Origin of the sequence: Azospira sp. I13 (assembly GCF_003112695.1) — a bacterium.
In the GTDB taxonomy this organism is placed as follows: domain Bacteria; phylum Pseudomonadota; class Gammaproteobacteria; order Burkholderiales; family Rhodocyclaceae; genus Azospira.
In genome coordinates, this window is record NZ_BFBP01000011.1 from 176,518 (window position 1) to 198,303 (window position 21,786).

The window sequence follows — 21,786 nt, forward strand, 5'->3', positions numbered from 1 at the left end:
TCGGAATCATCGGCGGCAATCGATACACCTTGAGCGGCCGGATCGCCTTTAGTCGGCCGCCAGCGGGGCCTGCTGCCCCCGGTGGATCAGGCGCTTGCGCCGCTGCACGAGGTTCTGCAACTGGGTCAGGCCGTACAGCAGGGCCTCGGCGGTGGGTGGGCAACCGGGGACGTAGATATCCACCGGGATGATGCGATCGCAGCCCCGCACCACCGAATAGGAGTAGTGGTAGAAGCCGCCGCCGTTGGCGCAGGAGCCCATGGAGATGACGTAGCGGGGCTCGGCCATCTGATCGTAGAGCTTGCGCAGGGCCGGGGCCATCTTGTTGGTGACGGTACCGGCAACGATCATCAGGTCCGCCTGGCGCGGGCTGGCCCGGGGCATCATGCCGAAGCGGTCCATGTCGTAGCGGGAGGCGGCGGCGTGGATCATTTCCACGGCGCAGCAGGCCAGGCCGAAACTGAGATACCAGAGGCTGTTGCTGCGTACCGCTTCGGTCAGGGTGTCGACCTGGGTCAGCAGATAACCGTCGCCGTACAGGGTGGGAGCGTGTTGCACCGTTTTCTCCAGGAAAGGGAAACGGTGGGGAGTCTAGGCAGGGGCGAACAGTCTGGCTTGTACGGAGTCGACATCGCCGGGCAGGAAGAGGTCGCGGAAATCCCGTTGCCCGAAACGGCACCACCAGTAACCCGGCTCCCCGCTGGAAACGGCCCGCAGCAGCTCCCCCGGCGGCAGGCCGGCCATTTCCCGGTAGTCCCGGTCCATGTGGGCCTGATCGTAATAGCCGAAGTCCTGGGCGATGCGGGTCAGCGCCCCCCGCTCGAGAGGCTGGGCCTGGAGACGCGCCAGAGAAAAGCCGAAGCGGGCCACCCGCCGCAGCTCCCGCAGGTTGGCGCCATAGCCGTGGGCAACCCGGCGCTCCAGGTGACGCAGGCTGATCCCCATATGGGCGGCAATGTCACGGGCCGGCGAAAAAAGATGAGTGGAGGCTTCCAGCAGGTCGGCCAGCCGCTCCGGGTTGCGGCGGGGACGCAAGCACTGGCGCAACAGCCCCTGTACGGCCGCGGCCCAGTCATCGGCGGACTCGCTGTCATCCACCGACGCCAGCATCTGCCCCACCAGTGCCGGAGGCAACACCTCGTCCAGAGGCACGATGCGGTCCCGCAGTTCGACCACGCTGGGCCCCAGCGCCTCGGCCAGGAAGCCCGGGCGGAACATCACGGTCAGGAACACCGAGCCGGGAAGGGCCCGGGATACCCGCGGCGTGAGATAGGGGCCGATGAGACTGGCCCGGGGCACTGCCCGATAGCTGCCGTCGGCCTGGGGCAAGGCGGTGCCGCCGCGGACAAACAGCAGCAGGTTGGGACTCAGGGCGGAGGGCAGACAGGAAAGACTGCCGTCCAGCGACATGACCAGGATGTGGTGAATCCAGGGAGCCAGTTCCGGGTGGGGAGAATAGATGGCGGGAAGGCGCATGGCGCGGCAATGAACATGACCTTGCAATATTGCCGGCCAGTGTAGCCCAGGCCGCCGGAACCGGGCACTACTAGGACAGTTTCCGGTCCATTGCGGGAGGAGCAGGATCGGCGGGCGCGATGGCACCGGGCAGGGCCGATGCCCATTCCTCCCACACCGCATCGGCCCACAGGTCCGCAAGGGCCGTGCGGGCGTTGTTCAGCAGTTGGGCCATGGCGAACTCCTTTCTCTACAAGCGATGATGACTTAGCCATGGTAGGAAAGGCGACGAGGGCGGTCCAATGAATTACCCCCATGACGAAGATAGCCAGAGGCAATCAAGGTCCTGCGCGTCGCAGGGACGGTGAACGCAGCGAGGCAGGGAACAATCAGGAAGCGGGAGGGGAGCGGCCGGGGGCATCCCGGGAGGGCAGACGCCACAACCAGCCGCACATGAGCAGGGCAAAAAGCGCCAGCCCTGCCTGCCACCAGGGGTTGCGGACTACCAGCAGGATGGAGGTGGAAAAGCTGATGGCCATGAGCAACACCGCGGCCTGCTTGGCCCGGTAGGGAATGGCCCGGTGACGGCGCCATTCCAGGATGGGCGGGCCGAACAGGCGATGGGTGATGAGCCAGCCGTAGAACCGGCTGGAGGCCCGGGCATAGCAGGCGGCAGCCAGGAGCATGAAGGGCGTGGTGGGCATCAAGGGCAGGAAGAGGCCGATGATGCCGAGCAGCACGCACAGACTGCCCACCACCATGAGCAGCCCCCGCACCAGGGCCGAGGTGTGGAGCGTGACCTCCGCCGCCTCGAACAGCTCGGCGGGGGTAACGGGACGGGTGGGGCCGGTGGGGCCGCTGGGGCCGGTGGAGCCGCTAGTGTCATTAGCGTTGCGGGAAGCGTCGGGAGGCGCCGTCGAGGAAGGGGCGGCAGCCAGCCTGTCGCCAGGCGCCGGCGGGGAGGATTCCTGAGCGGCAGCGGTATCGCCTGCCCCTCTGGCAGCCCCATTGGCCCCAGCACCAGTTGCCGTTGCGGCGGCCCCCATGGCCACCTTTGCCGTGGGCGCCGCCGTCTGCTGTTCCCCTGGCCCGCGCATGGCCTCAGGCGGCGTTGCCGCCCTCCCCGGCTTCGGGCCGGCCGCTGACATCCTGCACCGGCTCCTTGGCCGGGTGGGCTGGTGCGGCTTCCTTGGCCTTGCTCTTGCGGGGGGCCTTGGGCTTTTCTGCCGGGCCGTGGCGTTGCTGGGCCAGTTCCAGCAGCTGGGCCATGATCCGGCCATTCACCGAATCCTCGGCCACCTCGCCCTTGGCATCGGGCGTGCCGGCGGAAACGCCAGTCAGCAACTCCATGGCCTGGTCCACATGGGTCACGGCGAAAATGTGGAAGCGCCCCTGGCGCACCGCCTCCACCACATCGGCCCGCAGCATGAGATGGGGCGCATTGGCCTGGGGAATGATCACCCCCTGCTCGCCGTTCAGGCCCCGGGCCTGGCAAACGTCGAAAAAGCCTTCGATCTTTTCGTTCACCGCGCCGATGGGCTGCACCTTGCCGAGCTGGTTCACCGAGCCGGTCATGGCCAGGGACTGGCGCAGGGGCAGCAGGCCGATGGCGGATTGCAGCACGCACAACTCGGCCAGGGAGGCGCTGTCGCCGTCGACCTCGCCGTAGGATTGCTCAAAGACCAGGCTGGCATTGACCGAGAGGGGCACCACCCGGCCGAAGCGGTTGGAGAGGAAACCGGAGAGGATGAGCATGCCCTTGCTGTGCAGGGGGCCACCCAGTTCCGTTTCCCGCTCGATATCCATGACATCGCCGTCGCCCATGCGAACGGCGGCAGTGATACGCATGGGGTGAGCGAAGCTCAGCTGGCCCATGTCGATGGCCGCCAGGCCGTTGATCTGGCCGATCTCGCAACCTTCGGTGGCAATCATCAGTTCGTCGTTGAGGATAGCCTCCTGCTGCTTTTCCTTAACCCGGTCGGCCCGCCGGATCTGGGCCGCCAGGGCCGCCGCCAGGTGTTCCCGCTCGATGTGGGGGGCCCCGGCCTTCTCGGCCATCCAGTCGGCCTCCCGCAGCAGGTCGGCCAGCACCCGGGTGCGGGTGGTGAGCTTGCGGGAATCCTCCGCCAGGCGGGCCGCCTGCTCGATGGCCCAGGCCACGGCATTGCGGGTCAGAGCCTTGAGCCGGTCCCGGCGGGCCAGGGTGGCCAGCAGGCGGGCGTAAAGGGCGGCGTTTTCCGGTTCCCGGGCAACGTCGTTCTCCAGGTCGGCGGCCACCTTGAAAAGAGCACCGAATTCCGGGTCCATCTCGGAGAGCAGGTAGTAGGTACTGCGGTCGCCCACCAGCACCACCTTCACGTCCAGGGGCATGGGCTCCGGCTCGAGCTGCTGGGTGCTTTGCAGGCCGAACAGATCCTCCGGCGATTCCAGGCGCAGGCGGCCAGACTGCAGGGCCCGCTTGAGGCCCTCCCAAGCGTAGGGCTGGGTCAGCAGCTTGCCGGCATCGAGCACCAGGGCCCCACCGTTGGCGCGGTGCAGGGCGCCGGCCCGGATCAGGGTGAAGTTGGACACCCACATGCCCATGTGGGCGGTGTGTTCCACCCGGCCCAGCAGGTTCTGGAAGGTAGGCAGGCTTTCCCGCACCACGGGCCGGCCGACGGTGCCGTTGTTGTCCACCAGCAGATTGACCAGATAGCGTTGCAGGGAAATGCTGCCGGAGAACAACAGGGTTTCCACCTCGCCGTCGCTCTTCTGGGATTCCCGCAGGTTGTCGCCGGTTTCCACCACGTCGTGCAGCACCGCATCGAGGAAGGCGATGACTTCCGGCAGGTCGGCATAGGCCGGCTTGAGTTCCTCGATCTCATGGCCCACGGCCCGGCGCAGGGCCTCCCGGGAGAGGTCCTTGATCTTGGCCTGCAACTCCCGGTTCCAGCGCGGGAACTGCAGGACGATATCCTGCAGGCGGGGCTCGTAACCTTCGATGATCTTATCCAGGGCGTCCTGGCGTTCCTTGGGCAAGGCATCGTATTCCTCCTCGCTCATGGTTTCGTTCTCGTTCTTGGCGGGAACGAAGGTGTAACCCTCTTCGGTGGACAGCAGGGCCACGCCCTGGGTCATGGCTTCCCGGCCGAGGGTACGCAGGGCCTGGTCTTCCCGCTTTTTGGACTCGTCCTCCAGGGCGTTGAGACGGCGCCGGTAGTCCTCGTTCTCGAAGGCGGCCGTAAGAGCGGAGGCCAGGCCAGCGACGAAGGCCTGCATGTCCTCCCGCAGCTTGCTGCCGCGACCGGCCGGCACCTTGAGTAGGCGGGGCCGGGTGGCCTCCTGGAAGTTGTGGATGTAGCACCAGTCCATCGCCGGGCCGCCCGGCTCCTGGTGGCGGAATTCAGTCTCCAGCAGCCGGCGGACCAGGGCGTGGCGGCCGCTGCCGGGCTCGCCGAGGACAAACAGGTTGTAGCCGGAACGCCGCACATCCAGGCCGAAGCGCAGGGCTTCCACCGCCCGGGGATGGGCAAATTCCTCCGCCAGGTCCGGCAGCTCGTCGGTGGTGGTGAATTCGAGCTGGGCCAGGGGGCAGGGAGTGAACAGCCGCTCCGGCGGCAGGCGGCAGGGGTGGGAAGTGAAATCGCTCATGTTCTTCTTGGTTTGTCGTTCCGGCCGGGTGGGCCGGAAATAAAGGGCGGGGCGGCTACTTGACCTCTTCCACCAGCAGCCAGACGCTGCGGTTGTCCCGCACGTCCCGGGTGGAGAGGTCAGCATTGGCGCGGTCCCGGCTGCTGCTTTCCTGGCCGGTGCCGCCCAGGGGAATCCATTCGCCGAGACGGCCGGAAACGGTGGTGCTCAGCCGCTGGGTATTGGTGCTGCCCGGGCCATAGCTGCCGGGGCTGTCGTTCTGGGGGCTGATGTCCAGGGTGACCCGGTTGCCGGCCAGGCGGGGCTCGGCGTAAAAGCCCTGGCCGATATCCCGGTACACGGTGCTGTCGGTAACCACCACGCCATTGGGGCCGACCACGGCCTGGCGCATGGGCACCGGAATGGATTGGCCCACCTGGATGAAAGCCCGGCCGCCTTCCATGACCTGGACCATCTGCCCGGAGCTGCTGCTGCGGGTAGTGCGGGTATCCAGTACCCGGCCGTTAAGGCTGTCGCTGCCGCGCTGGACCTGCACGGTGCCGCCAGGGCCGGGATTGCCGGGCTGGACGAGGCGCACGCTGTTGCCCAGGCTGACACTGCCGGAGACACCCACGTCGCGGCCGCTGCTTTCCATCTCCCGGTTCTGGCTGATACGGATACGCAACATGCGGGGCGGGGTGTCGATGGAGTCAAGGATCTGCTTCAGCTGTTCCCGGTTGCGCCGGCTGGCCTTGACGACCAGCTGGCCGTTCATGCCGGAAACGGCCCCGCCGGGCTCCAGCATGGGCTGCAGGACGGGGATGACCTGATCCACGGTACGGTGGCGCAGGGGCAGGATTTCCACCTCCTGCTGGGCACGGGCGCCGCTGAGGAGGCAGCAGAACAGGGTCAGGGCAAGCAGCAGGCGCTTCACGGAGAACCTCCGGCCGGGTGTGGGAAATGAATCGGGCATTGAGGCCAGTGTCGTCTGGACCGCCCTAAAACTCAAGCCAGATGGGGCAAGGCCAGGTAATCCCGGGAACGCATTTCCACCAGGCGGCTGACGGTGCGAAAAAACTCACCGGCATGGGTGCCTTCGGTGTACAAGCCCTCCGGCTCGCATTCGGCGGTGGCGATGAATTTGACCTTGAAGTCGTAAAAGATATCCACCAGCCAGGTGAAGCGCCGGGCCATGTCGCGCTGGGTGGAGTTCATGCGGGGAATACGGGAGACCAGCACGGTGTGGTAGCTCCGCGCCAGCTCCAGGTAGTCGTTCTGGGAACGGGGGCCGTCGCACAGGGCCTGGAAGTCGATCCACAGCACGCCCTTTTCCCGGCGCAGCACGGGAATCTCCCGGCCCAGCACTTCGATGCTGCCCCCGGCCTGGCCTTCGCCGCCGGCCAGCTCGCGGAAATAGTCGGCCATCTTGGCCTCGGCTGCGGCGTCGGCCGGGTAGTGGTAAATCTCCACCTGTTCCAGGGTGCGCAGACGGTAGTCGATGCCGGCTTCCACCTGCACCACGTCCAGCTGGCGCTTGAGCAGGTCGATGGTGGGCAGGAAATTCTGCCGCTGCAGGCCGTTGGGGTAGAGATTTTCCGGCGGGTAATTGGAGGTCATCACCAGCACCGTGCCCTTGGCGAAGAGCTTTTCCAGCAGGCGGCCGAGGATCATGGCGTCGGCGATGTCGGAGACGTGGAATTCGTCGAAGCACAGCACCCGGGTTTCCCCAGCGATGCGCTCGGCCAGGATGGCCAGGGGATCGGTTTCGCCCTTGAGGCTTTCCAGATCCTTGTGCACCTGCTGCATGAAGGCGTGAAAGTGGATGCGCTTCTTGCGCTTGTAGGGCACGGAATCGTAGAAGCAATCCATGAGGAAGCTCTTGCCCCGCCCTACCCCGCCCCAGAAATAGACGCCCTTGGGCGTGGTCAAGCGGGAATTGAGCATCTTGTAGAGCTTGTTGCGGCGGGCGGCCTTGAAGGCCAGCAGTTCGTAGTAGAGCTTCTGCAGGCGCTCGGCAGCGGCCTTCTGGGCCGCATCGGCGGTAAATCCGCGGGAGGCCAACAGGGCCTCGTAGGCATCGAGCATGCCGCGCTCGGGAACGTTGAGGGTGCGGTGGGGCATGGAGTTTCCGTCGGGGCGCGGAAGACGCGCGGGGGTTGGGCAGCGTCGCGGCGGCGGGAGCAACCCGGTGCCGGAGGCCAAAAGAGCCGTATTTTAAAACATCGGCTCCGGCCCGTCCTCTCCTGACATGATGGCCCCCGGGAAGGCCCGGCCATTACGCCGGGAGCGAGGGGGAAAAGGCCATGGACTGGAATGCCCTGACGGTGCTCAGCCCAGGTTTTCGTTGAGCAGGGCTTCGATTTCCAGGCGTCCGGCGGGGCTGGCCATGGCGATGAGGAAAAAGCCCGGCTTGATGAGGGTGTCCTTGGGGGGATTGAATTCCCACTCGCCGCTGCGCTGGCGCACTGCCAGGAGCACGTAGTCCGCCCCCCGCAGCTGCAGGGTACCCAGGGGCTTGGGAATGAAGGCGCTGGGCACCGGCACTTCCTCCACCCGCAGCTGCTTTTCCGACTTCAGCATTTCATCGAGGAAGGAAACGACGTGGGGCCGGATCATGGCCGAGGCAATGCGCATGCCGCCGGTGAAGTTGGGGGAAACGATGGCATCGGCGCCGGCCTTGCGCATCTTTTCGATGTTGCGTGTTTCCTGGCAGCGCACCACCACCCGCACATCGGGCTTCAGCTGCTTGGCTGTAATGATGATCATCAGGTTGCGGGAATCGTCCCCCGTCAGGGCGAAGACGCCCTTGGCATCCTCCAGGTCGGCCCGCAGCAATACGTCGTCATCGCTGGCATCCCCTTGCAGGTAGAGCAGGCCGGGATTGCGCTCCTTGTACTCTTCGAGCTTGTGGATGTCTTCGTCGATGGCCACGTAGTGCCGGTTGGTGGATTCCAGCTCATGGGCGACGTTGCGCCCGACCCGGCCAAAACCGCAGAGGATGTAGTGGCCTTTGAGCTTCTTGATGACTTTTTCCATTCTTTTTCTCCGCAGGGTGCCGTTCAGGTCGGTCTCCAGGAGCGTCACCGTCACCACGGAGAACAACAGGGACAGGGTGCCCGCCCCCAGGATGCCGATCACCACCGTCAGCACGCGGGCTGCGGGGTTGTTGGACATGTCGATGATTTCGCCGTAGCCGATGGTGGCCACGGTGATGAAGGTCATGTAGAAACAGTCGAACCAGGAATACTTGCCTTCGGTCAGCAGGTGGTAGCCAATGGTGCCGAAAGCATGGACCCCCACCAGGCCGCCGATGGCCAGGTAGAGCAGTCGCAGTACGTAGCTGATCTGGGGGCCGCGGGGCGTCACTCGGGTACGACCGGCACAGCGTTGGTGGTGAGGATCACGGCCTTGCCGCTATCCAGGTTGGCATGGAGAGCCTCCACCATGGGCGGATTGGCCGCCAGGGGAGCATCCCAGGCAATCATGAAATTGGCCCCGGAACCACCGGACTCGTCATGCAGTTCGACAAACAGCTCGTAGGTGCCCATGGGGGGAATGGTCACCGGCACCGTCAGGTAATCCCGCAGCAGCTTGCCCCCCGTGTCGTGATAGCGGGCTGAGAGGAGCCGGATGGGGCGCCGTGCATCGGTGTTGCGCACGCTGACCATGGCCGACAGCAGTACCCGGGGAACCCCCCCTTTGCTGCTGACGTTGCCGTAGAGCATGTGGGAGTAGATGGGCAGGTAGAGGGTCTGCCCCCGGGACAGGGGGCGGGCCTCCTGGGCCAGCAGGCTGCTGCTGGCCAGTAACCAGGCGGCAATCAGAACGATGCGCTTCATTTCGGCTCCTTTGTCACCCGGGGCCGCTTCTGCCTTCGGCAGGAAGTCCCCGGAATGCCTTTGCTTTCCCGGGGGTTTTATCACACGTACGTATAAGCGCCAATACGTACGCGCATTTGCGATTGAGAAACGAGATCGTGAACGAAAAAAAGGCGAGGAATTTCCTCGCCTTTTCCTTCTCGGAGCCCACCTCAACCCGGCAAAAGCCGGGCTGCAGCGGGTTGATCAGGAGTGCAGGGGCTGCCCCGCTTCAGAAATGAAGCGGCCGCTTGTCGCAGGCCAGAGCCGCTTCGTGCACCGCTTCCGACAGGGTCGGGTGGGCGTGGCAGATGCGGGCCAGGTCTTCGGAGGCACCGCCGAACTCCATGGCCACCACGGCTTCGGAAATCAGTTCGGAAGCGTTGGGGCCAATGATATGCACGCCCAGGATGCGGTCGGTCTTGGCGCAGGCCAGCATCTTGACGAAGCCGGTGGGGTCGCCCATGCCCAGGGCCCGGCCGTTGGCCAGGAAGGGGATCTTGCCAGCCTTGTAGGCAACGCCATCGGCCTTGAGCTGCTGCTCGGTCTTGCCGACCCAGGCGATCTCGGGGCTGGTGTAGATGACGAAGGGGATGGTGTCGAAGTTGCAGTGACCGGCCTGGCCGGCCATCAGTTCGGCCACCATGACGGCCTCTTCCATGGCCTTGTGGGCCAGCATGGGGCCGGACACCACGTCGCCCACCGCCCAGACGCCGGGCAGGTTGGTGCGGCAGTGGCCGTCCACTTCGATCTGGCCGCGCTCGTTGAGCTTGAGGCCGACCTTCTCAGCGTTGAGGCCGTCGGTATTGGGGATACGGCCGATGGAGACGATCAGGCGGTCGGCGTCCAGCTTCTGGGCCTTGCCGTCCTTGTCGGTGTAGGCGATGGAAACGCCCTTCTTGCTGACCTTGGTTTCGCCCAGCTTGACGCCCATCTGGATGTTGAGGCCCTGTTTGGTGAACAGCTTGAGGGCTTCCTTGGCCACGTCCTGATCGGCGGCGGCGAGGAACTCGGGCATGCCTTCCAGGATGGTCACTTCGGAACCCAGGCGACGCCACACGGAGCCCATCTCCAGACCGATGACGCCGGCACCGATGATGGCCAGCTTCTTGGGCACGGACTGTTGTTCCAGGGCGCCTTCGTTGTCCATGACGATCTTCTGGTCCACGGCGACGCCGGGCAGATGGCGGGCCTTGGAGCCGGTGGCAACGATGACCTGCTTGGCTTCGACGACTTCGTCGCCGACCTTGACCTGCCAGCCGGCGCCGCCCTGGCCAACGAAGGAGCCGTGGCCGTTGAGCTGGGTGACCTTGTTCTTCTTGAACAGGCCCTTGATACCGGAGGTGAGCTGGGTCACCACGGTGGTCTTGCGGCCGATCATGGTGGGCACGTCGATCTTCGGTGCGCTCACCTGGATGCCCTGGGCCGCGAAGGTATGGCCAGCTTCTTCGAACAAGTGGGAGGTGTGCAGCAGGGCCTTGGAGGGAATGCAACCCACGTTCAGGCAGGTGCCGCCGAGGCGGGGCTCGCCCTTGGGATCGGCGTAGGGGTTGGATTCGCAACAGGCGACGGAGAAACCCAGTTGGGCGGCGCGGATGGCAGCCACATAGCCGCCGGGGCCGCCGCCGATGACGAGAACGTCGAATTGTTTGGACATGGTCAGAACCTTTCGTTCATGAAAAAGAACGCAGAGGGCGAAGGCTGGTGGCCCCGCGGCTCTGCGTTCCTTGGATCAGTCAGTCAATGCGCATTAAACGCCGAGCAGCAGGCGGGCGGGATCTTCCAGGGCTTCCTTCATGGTCACCAGACCCAGCACGGCTTCGCGGCCGTCGATGATGCGGTGGTCGTAGGACATGGCCAGGTAGTTGATGGGGCGCACCACCACTTGACCGTTCTCGACCACGGCACGGTCCTTGGTGGCATGGATGCCGAGGATCGCGGACTGGGGCGGGTTGATGATGGGGGTGGAGAGCATGGAGCCGAACACGCCGCCGTTGGAGATGGAGAAGGTGCCACCGGTCAGTTCTTCGATGGAGATCTTGCCGTCCTTGGCCTTCTGGCCGTATTCGGCAATCTTCTTCTCGATGTCGGCGATGGACATCTGGTCGGCATCACGCAGGATGGGCACCACCAGACCGCGGGGGGAGCCCACGGCGATACCGATGTCGATGTAGCCGTGATAGACGATGTCGTTGCCATCCACGGAGGCGTTCAGGATCGGGTACTTCTTCAGGGCAGCCACGGCAGCCTTGACGAAGAAGCCCATGAAGCCCAGACGCACGCCATGTTCCTTCTCGAACTTGTCGCCGTACTGCTTGCGCAGGGACATGACCGGAGCCATGTTCACTTCGTTGAAGGTGGTGAGGATGGCGTTTTCGTTCTTGGACTGCAGCAGGCGCTCGGCGATGCGGGCGCGCAGGCGGGTCATGGGAACGCGCTGTTCCGGACGGTCACCCAGGGGGATGGACACGGCGGGAGCAGCCACGGCAGCAGCCTTGGCCTGGGCGCCCACGGCGTCTTCCTTGGTGACACGGCCGCCACGGCCGGTGCCGGAGACGTCGGCAGCAGCGATGCCCTTCTCGTCCAGGATCTTGCGGGCGGCAGGGCTGGCGGTACCGGCAGCAGCAGCGGAAGCGGCGACAGGAGCAGCAGCCACGGGGGCGGGTGCAGCGGCAGGAGCAGCGGCGGCAGCCGGAGCGGCGGCGCCAGCGGCGGCCTTGGCTTCGGTATCGATCTGGGCGATGACTTCGCCGGAGACCACGGTGTCACCGTTGCCCTTGAGCAGCTTCACCAGCACGCCGGCATCGGGGGCGGGCAGTTCCAGCACCACCTTGTCGGTTTCGATGTCGATGAGGTTCTCGTCACGGGCGACAGCTTCGCCTTCCTTTTTGTGCCAGGACACCAGGGTGGCTTCGGCAACGGATTCGGACAGTTGCGGGACTTTGACGTCGATGATCATGATCTACGTTTCCTTTGTCTCTCGGTTTTAGTTCAGTTTGCCCAGGGCTTGCTCGATCAGGGTCTTCTGTTGCTCGGTGTGCTTGGCCAGATAGCCCACTGCCGGAGCGGCAGCGGCGGGACGGGCCACCACATGCAGGGTCTGCCCCTTCTTGAGGGCTTCCTGCAGGCGGTGGGCCTTGGCGTACCAGGCACCCTGATTCAGGGGCTCTTCCTGGCACCACACCAGTTCCTTGGCGTTGGGGAACTTGGACAGTTCTTCGTCGAAGCGCTTGTCATCGAACGGATAGAGCTGCTCCACGCGCAGGATGGCAACGTTCTGCAGCTTGCGCTCGGCACGGCCTGCCATCAGGTCGTAATAGACCTTGCCGGCGCAGGCGATGACGCGGGTCACCTTCTTCGGATCCAGCTTGTCGGTTTCACCGATGATGGTCTGGAAGGTGCCGTTGGCCAGGTCTTCCAGGGCGCAGGAAGCGGCCGGGTTACGCAGCAGGGACTTGGGCGTCATCACCACCAGGGGCTTACGCTGCTTGCGCACCATCTGACGACGCAACAGGTGGAAGATCTGGGCGGCGTTGGAGGGGTAGCAGACTTCCCAGTTGAACTCGGCGGAAAGCTGCATGTAGCGTTCCAGACGGGCGGAGGAGTGCTCCGGACCCTGACCTTCGTAGCCATGGGGCAGCAGCATGGTCAGACCGCAGGCACGGCCCCACTTGGCTTCGCCGGAGCAGAGGAACTGGTCGATCACCACCTGAGCACCGTTGGCGAAGTCACCGAACTGGCCTTCCCACACCACCAGTTCGTTGGGCTCGGCGGTAGCGTAGCCGTATTCGAAGGCCAGCACGGCCTCTTCGGACAGCACGGAGTCGAAGCTCTGGAACTTGCCCTGGTCTTCCTGCAGGTTGGCCAGGGGGATGTAGGAACCCGCATCCCACTTTTCACGGTTCTGGTCGTGCAGCACGCCATGACGGTGGAAGAAGGTACCGCGGCCCACGTCTTCACCGGAGAGGCGCACACCGTAGCCCTGAGCCAGCAGGGTGGCGTAGGCCAGGTTCTCGGCCATGCCCCAGTCCACCGGCAGCTTGCCTTCACCCATCTGGGCCCGGTCTTCGATGATCTTCTTGACGCGGGAGTGCATGGTGAAGTTTTCGGGAATGGCGGTCAGGCGCTTGGCCAGACGCTGCAGTTCCTTCTTCGGCACCTTGGTGTTGCCGAGCTCGGTGTACTTCTTGTTGGTGTAGGGCGCCCAGTCGTTGGCGTGCTGACGCTTGTAGTTGGAGAGCACGGGGTCGGACAGCAGCTTGCCCTGGTCCAGGGCGGCACGGAAGTCCTTGATGATCTGATCCGGGCCTTCGGCCGGCAGAACACCCTGGGCCACCAGCTTGTCCGCGTACTTCTTGCGGGTACCGGGGTGGGCCTGGATCTTCTTGTACATCAGGGGCTGGGTCACCATCGGCTCGTCCTGCTCGTTGTGACCGAGCTTGCGGAAGCAGATGATGTCGATAACCACGTCCTTCTTGAAGGTCTGGCGGAATTCCAGGGCCAGCTGGGTCACCAGGGCCACGGCTTCGGGATCGTCGCCATTGACGTGGAAGATCGGGGCTTCGACCATCTTGAAGATATCGGAGCAGTACAGGGAAGAACGGTAGTCGCGGGGATCGGAGGTGGTGAAGCCGATCTGGTTGTTCACCACGATGTGCACCGTACCGCCGGTACCGTAGCCACGGGTCTGGGAGAAGTTCAGCATTTCCTGGTTCACACCCTGACCGGCAACGGCGGCATCGCCGTGGATCAGGACGGGCAGGATCTGGGCCTTGGCGGCAGCATCACCGCCACGACGGGCCTGGCGGGCATAGACGGAGCCTTCCACCACCGGATTCACGATTTCCAGGTGAGAGGGGTTGAAAGCCAGGGTCAGGTGCACCGGACCGTTTTCGGTGGCCACGTCGGAGGAGAAGCCCATGTGGTACTTCACGTCGCCGGAGGACAGGTCTTGGGCCTTCTTGCCTTCGAACTCGTCGAACAGCATCTTGGGCGCCTTGCCCAGGGTGTTCACCAGCACATTCAGACGGCCGCGGTGGGCCATACCGATGACGATTTCCTGAACGCCGGTGGCAGCACCGGTGCGAATCACTTCGTCCATGGAAACGATGAGGGACTCGCCGCCTTCCAGGGAGAAGCGCTTCTGACCCACATAGCGGGTGTGCAGGTAACGTTCCAGGGTCTCGGCTACGGTCAGGCGATCCAGCAGGCGCTTCTTGCGCTCGGGGGTGTAGTTGCCGTTGCCGCGGGTGGGCTCCAGGCGTTCCTGCAGCCAGCGCTTCTGAGCGATGTCGCTCATGTACATGTATTCGACGCCGATGGAACCGCAGTAGGTTTCCTTCAGGGCTTCAACAATCTGCCCCAGGGGCGCGCGCTCGGAACCCATTTGGAAAGAGCCGGTATTGAAGGGCTCGTTCATGTCGGCGGGCGTGAAACCGTAGAAGGACGGCTCCAGCTCATGGATTTCCGGACGTTCCTGGCGCTTCAGCGGATCCAGGTTGGCCCAGCGGTTGCCCAGGAAGCGGTAGGCGTTGATCAGCTGCAGTACGGCGACCTGCTTCTTGTCGTCGCCGGCAGCCACCACGGTACGCACCGGACCGCGCTTGCCCTGTTCGGCAAAGGCGGCGATGACCGGGAAGTGGGGGACATCACGGGCGGCAGCACCGGGCTGCTGGGCCAGCTTGTCGAAGTATTCGCGCCATTCGTCAGGGACGGAGGCCGGGTTATCGAGATAGTTTTCGTACAGCTCCTCCACGAACGGGGCATTGCCGCCGAAGAGGTAGGAGGTGCCGAAGTTTTGCATCATCATGGCAATCACCTGTGGTGTGGTTTTATTGTTGGAACGTTTGTCTCTAACGCTAGTCGCCGCCTTGCCGTCGACCATGGAAAAAAGGGCGGCCAAGCCGCCCCTTTTCCCGTCTTACTTCCGATTGGCCAGCGGCACGACGTCGCGCTTGGCGGCACCGATGTAGAGCTGGCGGGGACGGCCGATCTTGTACTCGGGATCGGTGATCATCTCTTCCCACTGGGTCATCCAGCCCACGGTACGGGCCAGGGCGAAGATGCAGGTGAACATGGAGGTGGGGATACCCAGGGCCTTCTGCACGATGCCGGAGTAGAAGTCCACGTTCGGGTAGAGCTTCTTCTCGACGAAGTACGGATCTTCCAGGGCGATCTTTTCCAGTTCCATGGCCAGCTTGAACAGGCGATCGTTTTCCAGGCCCAGTTCCTTCAGAACGTCGTTGCACACCTTGCGCATCAGCTTGGCGCGGGGGTCGAAGTTCTTGTACACGCGGTGGCCGAAGCCCATCAGCTTGAAGGAATCGTTCTTGTCCTTGGCACGGGCGATGTATTCGCCAACGCGGGAGACGTCACCGATTTCTTCCAGCATCTGCAGGCAGGCTTCATTTGCACCACCGTGGGCAGGACCCCACAGGCAGGCGATACCGGCGGAGATGCAGGCGAAGGGGTTGGCACCGGAGGAGCCGGCCAGACGCACGGTGGAGGTGGAGGCGTTCTGCTCGTGGTCGGCGTGCAGGGTGAAGATGATGTCCAGGGCGCGGACCAGCACGGGGTTCGGCTTGTAGGTCTCGCAGGGGGTGCCGAACATCATGTGCATGAAGTTGGCGGTGTAATCGAGGTCGTTGCGCGGGTACATGAACGGCTGGCCGGTCGTGTACTTGTAGGCCATGGCAACGATGGTGGGCATCTTGGCGATGATGCGGTTGAAGCTGATGTTGCGGTGCTCCGCATCGGAGAAGTCCATGGCTTCATGGTAGAAGGCGGACAGGGCACCCACCACGCCAACCATCACGGCCATGGGGTGAGCGTCGCGGCGGAAGCCGCTAAAGAACTTGGCCAGCTGTTCGTGCACCATGGTGTGATTCTTGATGGTGTCTTCGAAAGCGGTCTTCTGGGAAGCGTTGGGCAGTTCGCCGTTCTTCAGCAGATAGGCAACCTCAAGGAAGTTGCAGTTCTCGGCCAGTTGCTCGATGGGGAAGCCGCGGTACAGCAGTTCGCCCTTGTCGCCATCGATGAAGGTGATCTTGGATTTGCAGCTGGCAGTGGACAGGAAGCCGGAATCGTAGGTGAAGAGCCCGGTTTTGCCGCCCAGGGTACGAATGTCAATACAGTCGTTGCCGTGGGTGGGAGACATGATCGGAAAATCGACCGGCCCTTGGCCTTCGATATTGAGAGTAGCCTTGCGTTCGCTCATTTTGCAGCCCCTGTGGTGGTGGTTGTCATCACTACTTTTATCAGCGCAGGACGAGGCGCCATGGTGGCGCCCCTTCCTTACTCAGCACTTACGCACTTTGGCCAGTACAGCAGCCTCGTGCGGGTCGGACGGGACCTGGTCGCTGACAATCAGCTTCCAGCATTCCAGGTCGTCCATATCCGCCATTCGCTTGAAAGCTTCAACCTCCTCATCCGTCAGCTTCTCGAATTCCTGATCCAGGAACCGGGTCAGCTTCAGGTCCAGCTCAAGGAGGCCGCGGCGGATGCAGCGCCAGCGAAGGCGCTCATATTCAGCGCGTTCCATTAAACCGCACGCCGGACCATCATTTCCTTGATCTTGCCGATAGCCTTGGTGGGATTCAGGCCCTTCGGACAGACATCAACGCAATTCATGATGGTATGGCAGCGGAACAGACGATACGGGTCTTCCAGGTTGTCCAGACGCTCATTGGTAGCCTGGTCACGCGTATCGGCGATGAAACGGTAAGCAGCCAGCAGGCCTGCGGGGCCGACGAACTTGTCGGGGTTCCACCAGAAGGACGGGCAGGAGGTGGAGCAGCAGGCGCAGAGGATGCACTCGTACAAGCCGTTCAGCTCTTCGCGCTCTTCAGGAGACTGGAGGCGCTCGCGCTCGGGTGCCGGATCATTGTTGATCAGGTACGGCTTGATGGAGTGGTACTGCTTGAAGAACTGGGTCATGTCCACGATCAGGTCGCGGATCACGGGCAGGCCGGGCAGCGGACGCAGCACGATGGGCTGGGGCAGCTCATCGACTTCGGTCAGGCAGGCCAGACGGTTCTTGCCATTGACGTTCATGGCGTCGGAACCGCACACGCCTTCGCGGCAGGAACGGCGGAAAGCCAGGGAATCATCCTTGACCTTGAGGCGCACCAAGGCATCCAGCAGCTTCTTGTCGGACTGTTCCAGTTCGACGGAGATGTCCTGCATGTACGGTGCGTTGTCCTTATCCGGATCGTAGCGATAGATCTTGAATTGAACGGTACGTTTGGTATTGGCGCTCATTTGCGTAATTCCTTCCTGGCCTTAGTAGGTCCGCTTGGCGAGGGCGATGGACTCGACATCGGCAGACATGGGCTGCAGATTCACAGGCTTGTAGTCCAGGCGGTTGCCTTCGGAGTACCACAGGGTGTGCTTGAGCCAGTTCTTGTCGTCGCGGCCGGCCGGGGTCTCGGCGGTATCCAGAGCGTCGTCGCGCACGTGGGCACCGCGGGATTCCTTGCGGGCTTCGGCGGAGATCATGGTGGCCTTGGCCACTTCGATCAGGTTGTCCAGTTCCAGGGCTTCGGTACGAGCCGTGTTCCAGACCTTGGACTTGTCGTTGATCTCGGTGGTCTTGGCACGCTCGGCGACCTTCTTGATCTCTTCGACGCCAGCCTTGAGCAGGTCATTGAAGCGGAACACGCCGGCATGCTTCTGCATGGTGCGCTGCATGGCCAGACGGACTTCATGGACGTTCTCGCCACCCTTCTGGTTGTCCAGACGGGCGATACGGGCCAGGGAAACGTCGGCGGCGTTGGCAGGCAGGGGCTTGTGGGCGCGGGGATTATTCTTCAGATCCTCGACCACGGTCTCGCCGGAGGACTTGCCGAAGACCAGCAAATCCAGCAGGGAGTTGGTGCCCAGGCGGTTGGCGCCATGCACGGAAGCGCAGGCACATTCGCCGGCGGCGTAGAAGCCACCCACGGGAACGGACTTCTCGTCGCCCTTCGGCACGATGACCTGACCCTTGTAGTTGGTCGGAATACCGCCCATCTGGTAGTGGCAGGTCGGCACCACGGGGATCGGGGCCTTGATGGGGTCCACACCGGCGAACTGGATCGAGATTTCACGAATGCCGGGCAGGCGCTTCATGATGGTCTCGGGGGACAGGTGGGTGATGTCCAGCAGCACGTGATCCTTGTCGGGACCGCAACCGCGACCTTCGTTGATTTCGGTCACCATGGAACGGGACACCACGTCGCGGGAGGCCAGATCCTTCAGGTTGGGTGCGTAACGTTCCATGAAACGCTCGCCGGAAGCGTTACGCAGAATGCCGCCTTCGCCGCGCACGCCTTCAGTGATCAGCACGCCGGCACCGGCCACGCCGGTGGGGTGGAATTGCCAGAACTCCATGTCTTCCAGGGGGATGCCGGCACGAGCAGCCATACCCACGCCGTCACCGGTGTTGATGAAGGCGTTGGTGGAAGAGTAGTAAATACGGCCGGCACCGCCGGTGGCGAAAATGGTGGCCTTGGCGTGGAAGATGTGGACTTCGCCGGTTTCCATTTCCATGGCGGTCACGCCCAGTACGTCGCCGTCTTCGTCACGGATCAGGTCCAGAGCCATCCATTCCACGAAGAACTGAGTGTTGGCCTTGACGTTGCGCTGGTACATGGCGTGCAGCATGGCGTGACCGGTACGGTCAGCTGCGGCACAGGAACGGTTCACCGGCTTCTCGCCGTAGTTCTGGGAGTGGCCGCCGAAGGGGCGCTGGTAGATCTTGCCGCTGTCCAGACGATCGAAGGGCATGCCGAAGTGTTCCAGTTCCACGACCACTTCGTTGGCCTTCTTGACCATGAATTCGATGGCGTCCTGGTCGCCGAGCCAGTCGGAACCCTTGACGGTGTCGTACATGTGCCAATGCCAGTTGTCCTCGGTGACGTTGCCAAGGGAGGCGGCCACGCCGCCCTGGGCAGCAACGGTATGGGAACGGGTGGGGAAAACCTTGGACAGCACGGCGGTCTTCAGACCGGCTTCAGCAACCTGCAGAGCAGCGCGCAGACCGGCACCGCCGGCGCCCACGATCACCACATCATATTTATGCACGGGGATAGTCATTACTTACAGTCTCCACAGAATCTGAGCGGCCCAGCCGGCGTAGCCGACGAGCACGAAAATGGTCAGGACATGCAGCACCAGGCGAATGCCGGTGGGCTTGACGTAGTCCATCCAGATGTCACGCACGCCGATCCAGGCGTGGTAGAACAGGGAGATGAAAAACAGGAAGGTAATGAACTTCATGAAGCCGTTGGCAAACAGGCCGCGCCAGGCTTCGAAAGTGTTGGGACCGAGGGCACCAACAGCTGCCAACAGAATGACGGAATAGACGGCCATGATGACGGCCGTGGCGCGCTGGGCAATCCAGTCCTTGAGGCCGTAATGGGCGCCGACAACGATGCGATTTACCATAGCAGGGCAACTCCCAGGATGACGGTCAGCGCAATGCTGACGGCAAAGACGATCTTGCTGGTCAGACGAGCGGATTCGAGATCAACGCCCATGTGCACATCCAGGAACAGGTAACGGATACCGGCACAGAAGTGGTGACAGAAAGCCCACAGCAGACCCAGCAGGAGAATCTTGACCAGAGGATGGGCTGCGACAGCCTTGAAGGTGGCAAACGACTCGGGCGTAGCCAGACTGCTTTGGAACAGCCACAGCAGCAGGGGCAGGCACAGGAAAAGACCGGCGCCGCTGACTCGGTGGAGGATGGAAAGAATACCCGGTAGGGGCAGTCGAATCGTAGTGAGGTCCAGATTTTTCGGACGCTTCTTCTTGATGCTGAGTTCTGCCATGAACATCATCCCTCTTGCTTGTTGCGAAACGGCGACAAAAAAGTCACCGCACCCTTATAAAAGTCATAGATTATAGTTGTTTTCAACCTGCCTTTGTTTCGGATTTTCCGCCGTTCCCCTCCCCTTCTCTATTAACCAAGTTCGTTCAGATAGTGGTGTTTCTGGGTGGAATAAAAACCGCGTCGCCATTCCACCGGCTTATTGCCGTAGGTAAAAGCCACCCGCTCCACCAGCAGCAACGGACTCCCCTCAGGAACCCGCAGCAGATCGGCATTACTCTTGTCCGCGGCAACGGCGCGAATGCGCTCTTCGGCGCGGATCATGCGCACGCCATAGCGCGACTCGAACATGCTGTAGAGGGACTGGTCGCTGCCCTTGAGGATTTCCATGGACAGGTCGGGAAAGAGGTCGCTGGGCAGATAAATTTCGTCCAGCACGACCGGCTCAGCATCAAAGCCCAGCAGACGGCGCACGATGGTAATCGGCGCACCGGGCTCAAGGCCAAGGGTACGCGCCACATCCTGCCCGGCCTTGGCGCGCCAGCATTCGATGGGTTCGCTATGGGAATGCTGCAGACCGCCCTCGTTGGGCACGAGACGGAGGAAACGATAGAAGGAACGGGGATCGTCATGGGTGGCGACAAAGGTCCCCTTGCCCTGGCGGCGCACCAGCAGATTCTCGGCCGCCATCTCGTCGATGGCCTTGCGCACCGTGCCCTGGCTGACGCCAAAGCGCAACGCCAACTCGGATTCACTGGGAATCGCGTCCCCCGGCCCCCACTCGGAGGCCTCAAGACTACGCATCATCAGTTCCTTGATCTGGCGATACAGGGGACTGAAGGTCGGGGATGAGGACGTGGCTTGACGCGTCATGATTTGGTTATTTCAGCATAAAAACATTGAATAGTCTATTCTAATACTTACATCTTATATAAGACATAAGTTGCAACATTGACACCCTGGAAACGAGGGCATACTATTCCGAAGCTTGGCGCGAAGAGCCTGCGCCAGCTACGTTTTCACGAATTTTGTTCAACGACTGTACTCACAGGAGTCGCACCATGTCCAAAGCCCCCATGCGCGTAGCCGTTACCGGCGCCGCCGGCCAGATCGGCTACAGCCTGCTCTTCCGCATCGCCTCCGGCGAAATGCTCGGCAAAGACCAGCCCGTCATTCTGCAGCTGCTCGATCTGCCGCAAGCCCAGCAGGCCGTCAAGGGCGTCATGATGGAACTGGAAGACTGTGCCTTCCCGCTGCTGGCCGGCATGGTGGCCACCGACGATCCCAACGTGGCCTTCAAGGACGCCGACGTCTGCCTGCTGGTGGGCGCCCGTCCCCGCACCAAGGGTATGGAACGTGCTGACCTGCTGACCGCCAACGGTGCCATCTTCACCGTTCAGGGCAAGGCCATCGCTGAAAACGCCAAGGAAGACGTCAAGGTTCTGGTGGTGGGCAACCCCTGCAACACCAACGCCTACATCGCCGCTTCCGCCGCCAAGAAGGTTGGCCGCACCAATCCCAACAACTACCACGGCATGCTGCGTCTGGACCACAACCGCGCCCTGTCCCAGCTGGCTGCCAAGACCGGCCGTCCCGTGTCTTCCCTGAAGCAGCTGGTCGTGTGGGGCAACCACTCCCCCACCATGTACGCCGACTACCGTTTCGCCACCTCCAACGGCGACAACGTCAAGGCTCTGGTGAACGACGCTGTGTGGAACAACGACGTATTCCTGCCCACCGTGGGCAAGCGCGGCGCCGCCATCATCGAAGCCCGCGGCCTGTCCTCCGCCGCTTCCGCTGCCAACGCTGCCATCGACCACGTGCGTGACTGGGTCCTGGGTTCCGACGAATGGGTCACCATGGGCGTGCCCTCCGACGGTTCCTACGGCATCCCCGAAGGCGTCGTGTACGGCTTCCCCTGCGAGTGCAAGAACGGCGGCTACAAGATCATCCAGGGTCTGGAGATCGACGAGTACAGCCGTGGCAAGATGAACGCCACCCTGGCCGAACTGGAAGAAGAGCGCGCTGCCGTCGCTTCCATGCTGTAAGCAACAG

At 63.1% G+C, this 21,786-nt stretch carries 20 protein-coding genes; 1 reads left to right on the forward strand and 19 read right to left on the reverse strand.

Translation table 11 applies throughout. The annotated features are described in order from the left end of the window. Positions 1-48: 48 nt before the first annotated feature. The 19 genes from AZSI13_RS10820 to AZSI13_RS10905 form a co-directional block, all read right to left on the reverse strand. Positions 49-540 (reverse strand): NADH-quinone oxidoreductase subunit B family protein, encoded by a 492-nt coding sequence (locus AZSI13_RS10820; RefSeq protein WP_201262373.1) that lies wholly within the window; start codon positions 538-540, stop codon positions 49-51. Positions 541-591: 51 nt separating this feature from the next. Beyond that, positions 592-1,476 carry a helix-turn-helix domain-containing protein gene (locus AZSI13_RS10825; protein WP_109041174.1) on the reverse strand — a complete coding sequence of 295 codons (885 nt, stop codon included), beginning with the start codon at positions 1,474-1,476 and terminating at the stop codon, positions 592-594. A 70-nt stretch (positions 1,477-1,546) separates the two neighbouring features. After that, the gene (locus AZSI13_RS17580; RefSeq protein WP_165833462.1) at positions 1,547-1,690 is read right to left on the reverse strand and encodes a hypothetical protein; all 144 of its coding nucleotides are present in this window, start codon (positions 1,688-1,690) and stop codon (positions 1,547-1,549) included. Between the two features lie 154 nt (positions 1,691-1,844). Then, complete coding sequence (locus AZSI13_RS10830; protein ID WP_235609736.1) at positions 1,845-2,501, reverse strand: YbaN family protein; 657 nt, start codon at positions 2,499-2,501, stop codon at positions 1,845-1,847. Between the two features lie 55 nt (positions 2,502-2,556). Next, positions 2,557-5,085: a Lon protease family protein gene (locus AZSI13_RS10835; protein WP_109041175.1), complete on the reverse strand. Its 2,529-nt coding sequence runs from the start codon at positions 5,083-5,085 to the stop codon at positions 2,557-2,559. A 55-nt stretch (positions 5,086-5,140) separates the two neighbouring features. Next, positions 5,141-5,998, reverse strand: a complete 858-nt coding sequence (locus AZSI13_RS10840; protein ID WP_165833464.1) for a secretin N-terminal domain-containing protein — start codon at positions 5,996-5,998, stop codon at positions 5,141-5,143. Between the two features lie 71 nt (positions 5,999-6,069). Then, positions 6,070-7,185: a cell division protein ZapE gene (zapE, locus tag AZSI13_RS10845; protein ID WP_109041177.1), complete on the reverse strand. Its 1,116-nt coding sequence runs from the start codon at positions 7,183-7,185 to the stop codon at positions 6,070-6,072. 207 nt (positions 7,186-7,392) lie between these two features. Continuing rightward, positions 7,393-8,430: a TrkA family potassium uptake protein gene (locus AZSI13_RS10850; RefSeq protein ID WP_109041178.1), complete on the reverse strand. Its 1,038-nt coding sequence runs from the start codon at positions 8,428-8,430 to the stop codon at positions 7,393-7,395. Further along, the gene (locus AZSI13_RS10855) at positions 8,427-8,903 is read right to left on the reverse strand and encodes a DUF3124 domain-containing protein (protein ID WP_109041179.1); all 477 of its coding nucleotides are present in this window, start codon (positions 8,901-8,903) and stop codon (positions 8,427-8,429) included. The genes AZSI13_RS10850 and AZSI13_RS10855 overlap by 4 nt, the downstream gene beginning before the upstream one ends. A gap of 250 nt (positions 8,904-9,153) precedes the next feature. Next, positions 9,154-10,578, reverse strand: coding sequence for a dihydrolipoyl dehydrogenase (gene lpdA, locus AZSI13_RS10860; RefSeq protein WP_109041180.1), 1,425 nt, complete (start codon positions 10,576-10,578; stop codon positions 9,154-9,156). 93 nt (positions 10,579-10,671) lie between these two features. Further along, positions 10,672-11,880 (reverse strand): 2-oxoglutarate dehydrogenase complex dihydrolipoyllysine-residue succinyltransferase, encoded by a 1,209-nt coding sequence (odhB, locus tag AZSI13_RS10865; RefSeq protein WP_109041181.1) that lies wholly within the window; start codon positions 11,878-11,880, stop codon positions 10,672-10,674. Between the two features lie 27 nt (positions 11,881-11,907). Next, entirely contained in the window at positions 11,908-14,730 is a 2,823-nt protein-coding gene (locus tag AZSI13_RS10870; RefSeq protein WP_109041182.1) for a 2-oxoglutarate dehydrogenase E1 component, read from the reverse strand. A 111-nt stretch (positions 14,731-14,841) separates the two neighbouring features. Beyond that, positions 14,842-16,137, reverse strand: a complete 1,296-nt coding sequence (gltA, locus tag AZSI13_RS10875) for a citrate synthase (RefSeq protein WP_109041183.1) — start codon at positions 16,135-16,137, stop codon at positions 14,842-14,844. 81 nt (positions 16,138-16,218) lie between these two features. Next, entirely contained in the window at positions 16,219-16,461 is a 243-nt protein-coding gene (locus AZSI13_RS10880) for a succinate dehydrogenase assembly factor 2 (RefSeq protein ID WP_109041184.1), read from the reverse strand. Beyond that, positions 16,461-17,180, reverse strand: coding sequence for a succinate dehydrogenase iron-sulfur subunit (locus tag AZSI13_RS10885; protein ID WP_109041185.1), 720 nt, complete (start codon positions 17,178-17,180; stop codon positions 16,461-16,463). Before AZSI13_RS10885 ends, AZSI13_RS10880 begins: the two co-directional genes overlap by 1 nt. A gap of 21 nt (positions 17,181-17,201) precedes the next feature. Next, positions 17,202-18,995, reverse strand: a complete 1,794-nt coding sequence (gene sdhA / locus AZSI13_RS10890) for a succinate dehydrogenase flavoprotein subunit (protein WP_109041186.1) — start codon at positions 18,993-18,995, stop codon at positions 17,202-17,204. 3 nt (positions 18,996-18,998) lie between these two features. Further along, complete coding sequence (sdhD, locus tag AZSI13_RS10895; RefSeq protein WP_109041187.1) at positions 18,999-19,346, reverse strand: succinate dehydrogenase, hydrophobic membrane anchor protein; 348 nt, start codon at positions 19,344-19,346, stop codon at positions 18,999-19,001. Further along, positions 19,340-19,732 (reverse strand): succinate dehydrogenase, cytochrome b556 subunit, encoded by a 393-nt coding sequence (sdhC, locus tag AZSI13_RS10900; protein WP_109041486.1) that lies wholly within the window; start codon positions 19,730-19,732, stop codon positions 19,340-19,342. Before sdhC ends, sdhD begins: the two co-directional genes overlap by 7 nt. A gap of 131 nt (positions 19,733-19,863) precedes the next feature. Continuing rightward, positions 19,864-20,604, reverse strand: a complete 741-nt coding sequence (locus AZSI13_RS10905; RefSeq protein WP_109041188.1) for a GntR family transcriptional regulator — start codon at positions 20,602-20,604, stop codon at positions 19,864-19,866. Between the two features lie 188 nt (positions 20,605-20,792). On the opposite strand from AZSI13_RS10905, the gene AZSI13_RS10910 reads away from it, so the two are divergent. Continuing rightward, a complete protein-coding gene (locus tag AZSI13_RS10910) occupies positions 20,793-21,779 on the forward strand; it encodes a malate dehydrogenase (RefSeq protein ID WP_109041189.1) in 987 nt (328 codons plus the stop codon). The last annotated feature ends 7 nt before the right edge of the window (positions 21,780-21,786 follow it).

Bases quoted from the DNA above. Each gene is read 5' to 3' on its own strand.
- AZSI13_RS10825 (WP_109041174.1), bottom strand. From the start codon at position 1,476: ATGCGCCTTCCCGCCATCTATTCTCCCCACCCGGAACTGGCTCCCTGG.
- AZSI13_RS17580 (WP_165833462.1), bottom strand. From the start codon at position 1,690: ATGGCCCAACTGCTGAACAACGCCCGCACGGCCCTTGCGGACCTGTGG.
- AZSI13_RS10830 (WP_235609736.1), bottom strand. From the start codon at position 2,501: ATGGGGGCCGCCGCAACGGCAACTGGTGCTGGGGCCAATGGGGCTGCC.
- AZSI13_RS10835 (WP_109041175.1), bottom strand. From the start codon at position 5,085: ATGAGCGATTTCACTTCCCACCCCTGCCGCCTGCCGCCGGAGCGGCTG.
- zapE (WP_109041177.1), bottom strand. From the start codon at position 7,185: ATGCCCCACCGCACCCTCAACGTTCCCGAGCGCGGCATGCTCGATGCC.
- AZSI13_RS10855 (WP_109041179.1), bottom strand. From the start codon at position 8,903: ATGAAGCGCATCGTTCTGATTGCCGCCTGGTTACTGGCCAGCAGCAGC.
- lpdA (WP_109041180.1), bottom strand. From the start codon at position 10,578: ATGTCCAAACAATTCGACGTTCTCGTCATCGGCGGCGGCCCCGGCGGC.
- odhB (WP_109041181.1), bottom strand. From the start codon at position 11,880: ATGATCATCGACGTCAAAGTCCCGCAACTGTCCGAATCCGTTGCCGAA.
- AZSI13_RS10870 (WP_109041182.1), bottom strand. From the start codon at position 14,730: ATGATGATGCAAAACTTCGGCACCTCCTACCTCTTCGGCGGCAATGCC.
- gltA (WP_109041183.1), bottom strand. From the start codon at position 16,137: ATGAGCGAACGCAAGGCTACTCTCAATATCGAAGGCCAAGGGCCGGTC.
- AZSI13_RS10880 (WP_109041184.1), bottom strand. From the start codon at position 16,461: ATGGAACGCGCTGAATATGAGCGCCTTCGCTGGCGCTGCATCCGCCGC.
- AZSI13_RS10885 (WP_109041185.1), bottom strand. From the start codon at position 17,180: ATGAGCGCCAATACCAAACGTACCGTTCAATTCAAGATCTATCGCTAC.
- sdhA (WP_109041186.1), bottom strand. From the start codon at position 18,995: ATGACTATCCCCGTGCATAAATATGATGTGGTGATCGTGGGCGCCGGC.
- sdhD (WP_109041187.1), bottom strand. From the start codon at position 19,346: ATGGTAAATCGCATCGTTGTCGGCGCCCATTACGGCCTCAAGGACTGG.
- sdhC (WP_109041486.1), bottom strand. From the start codon at position 19,732: ATGGCAGAACTCAGCATCAAGAAGAAGCGTCCGAAAAATCTGGACCTC.
- AZSI13_RS10905 (WP_109041188.1), bottom strand. From the start codon at position 20,604: ATGACGCGTCAAGCCACGTCCTCATCCCCGACCTTCAGTCCCCTGTAT.
- AZSI13_RS10910 (WP_109041189.1), top strand. From the start codon at position 20,793: ATGTCCAAAGCCCCCATGCGCGTAGCCGTTACCGGCGCCGCCGGCCAG.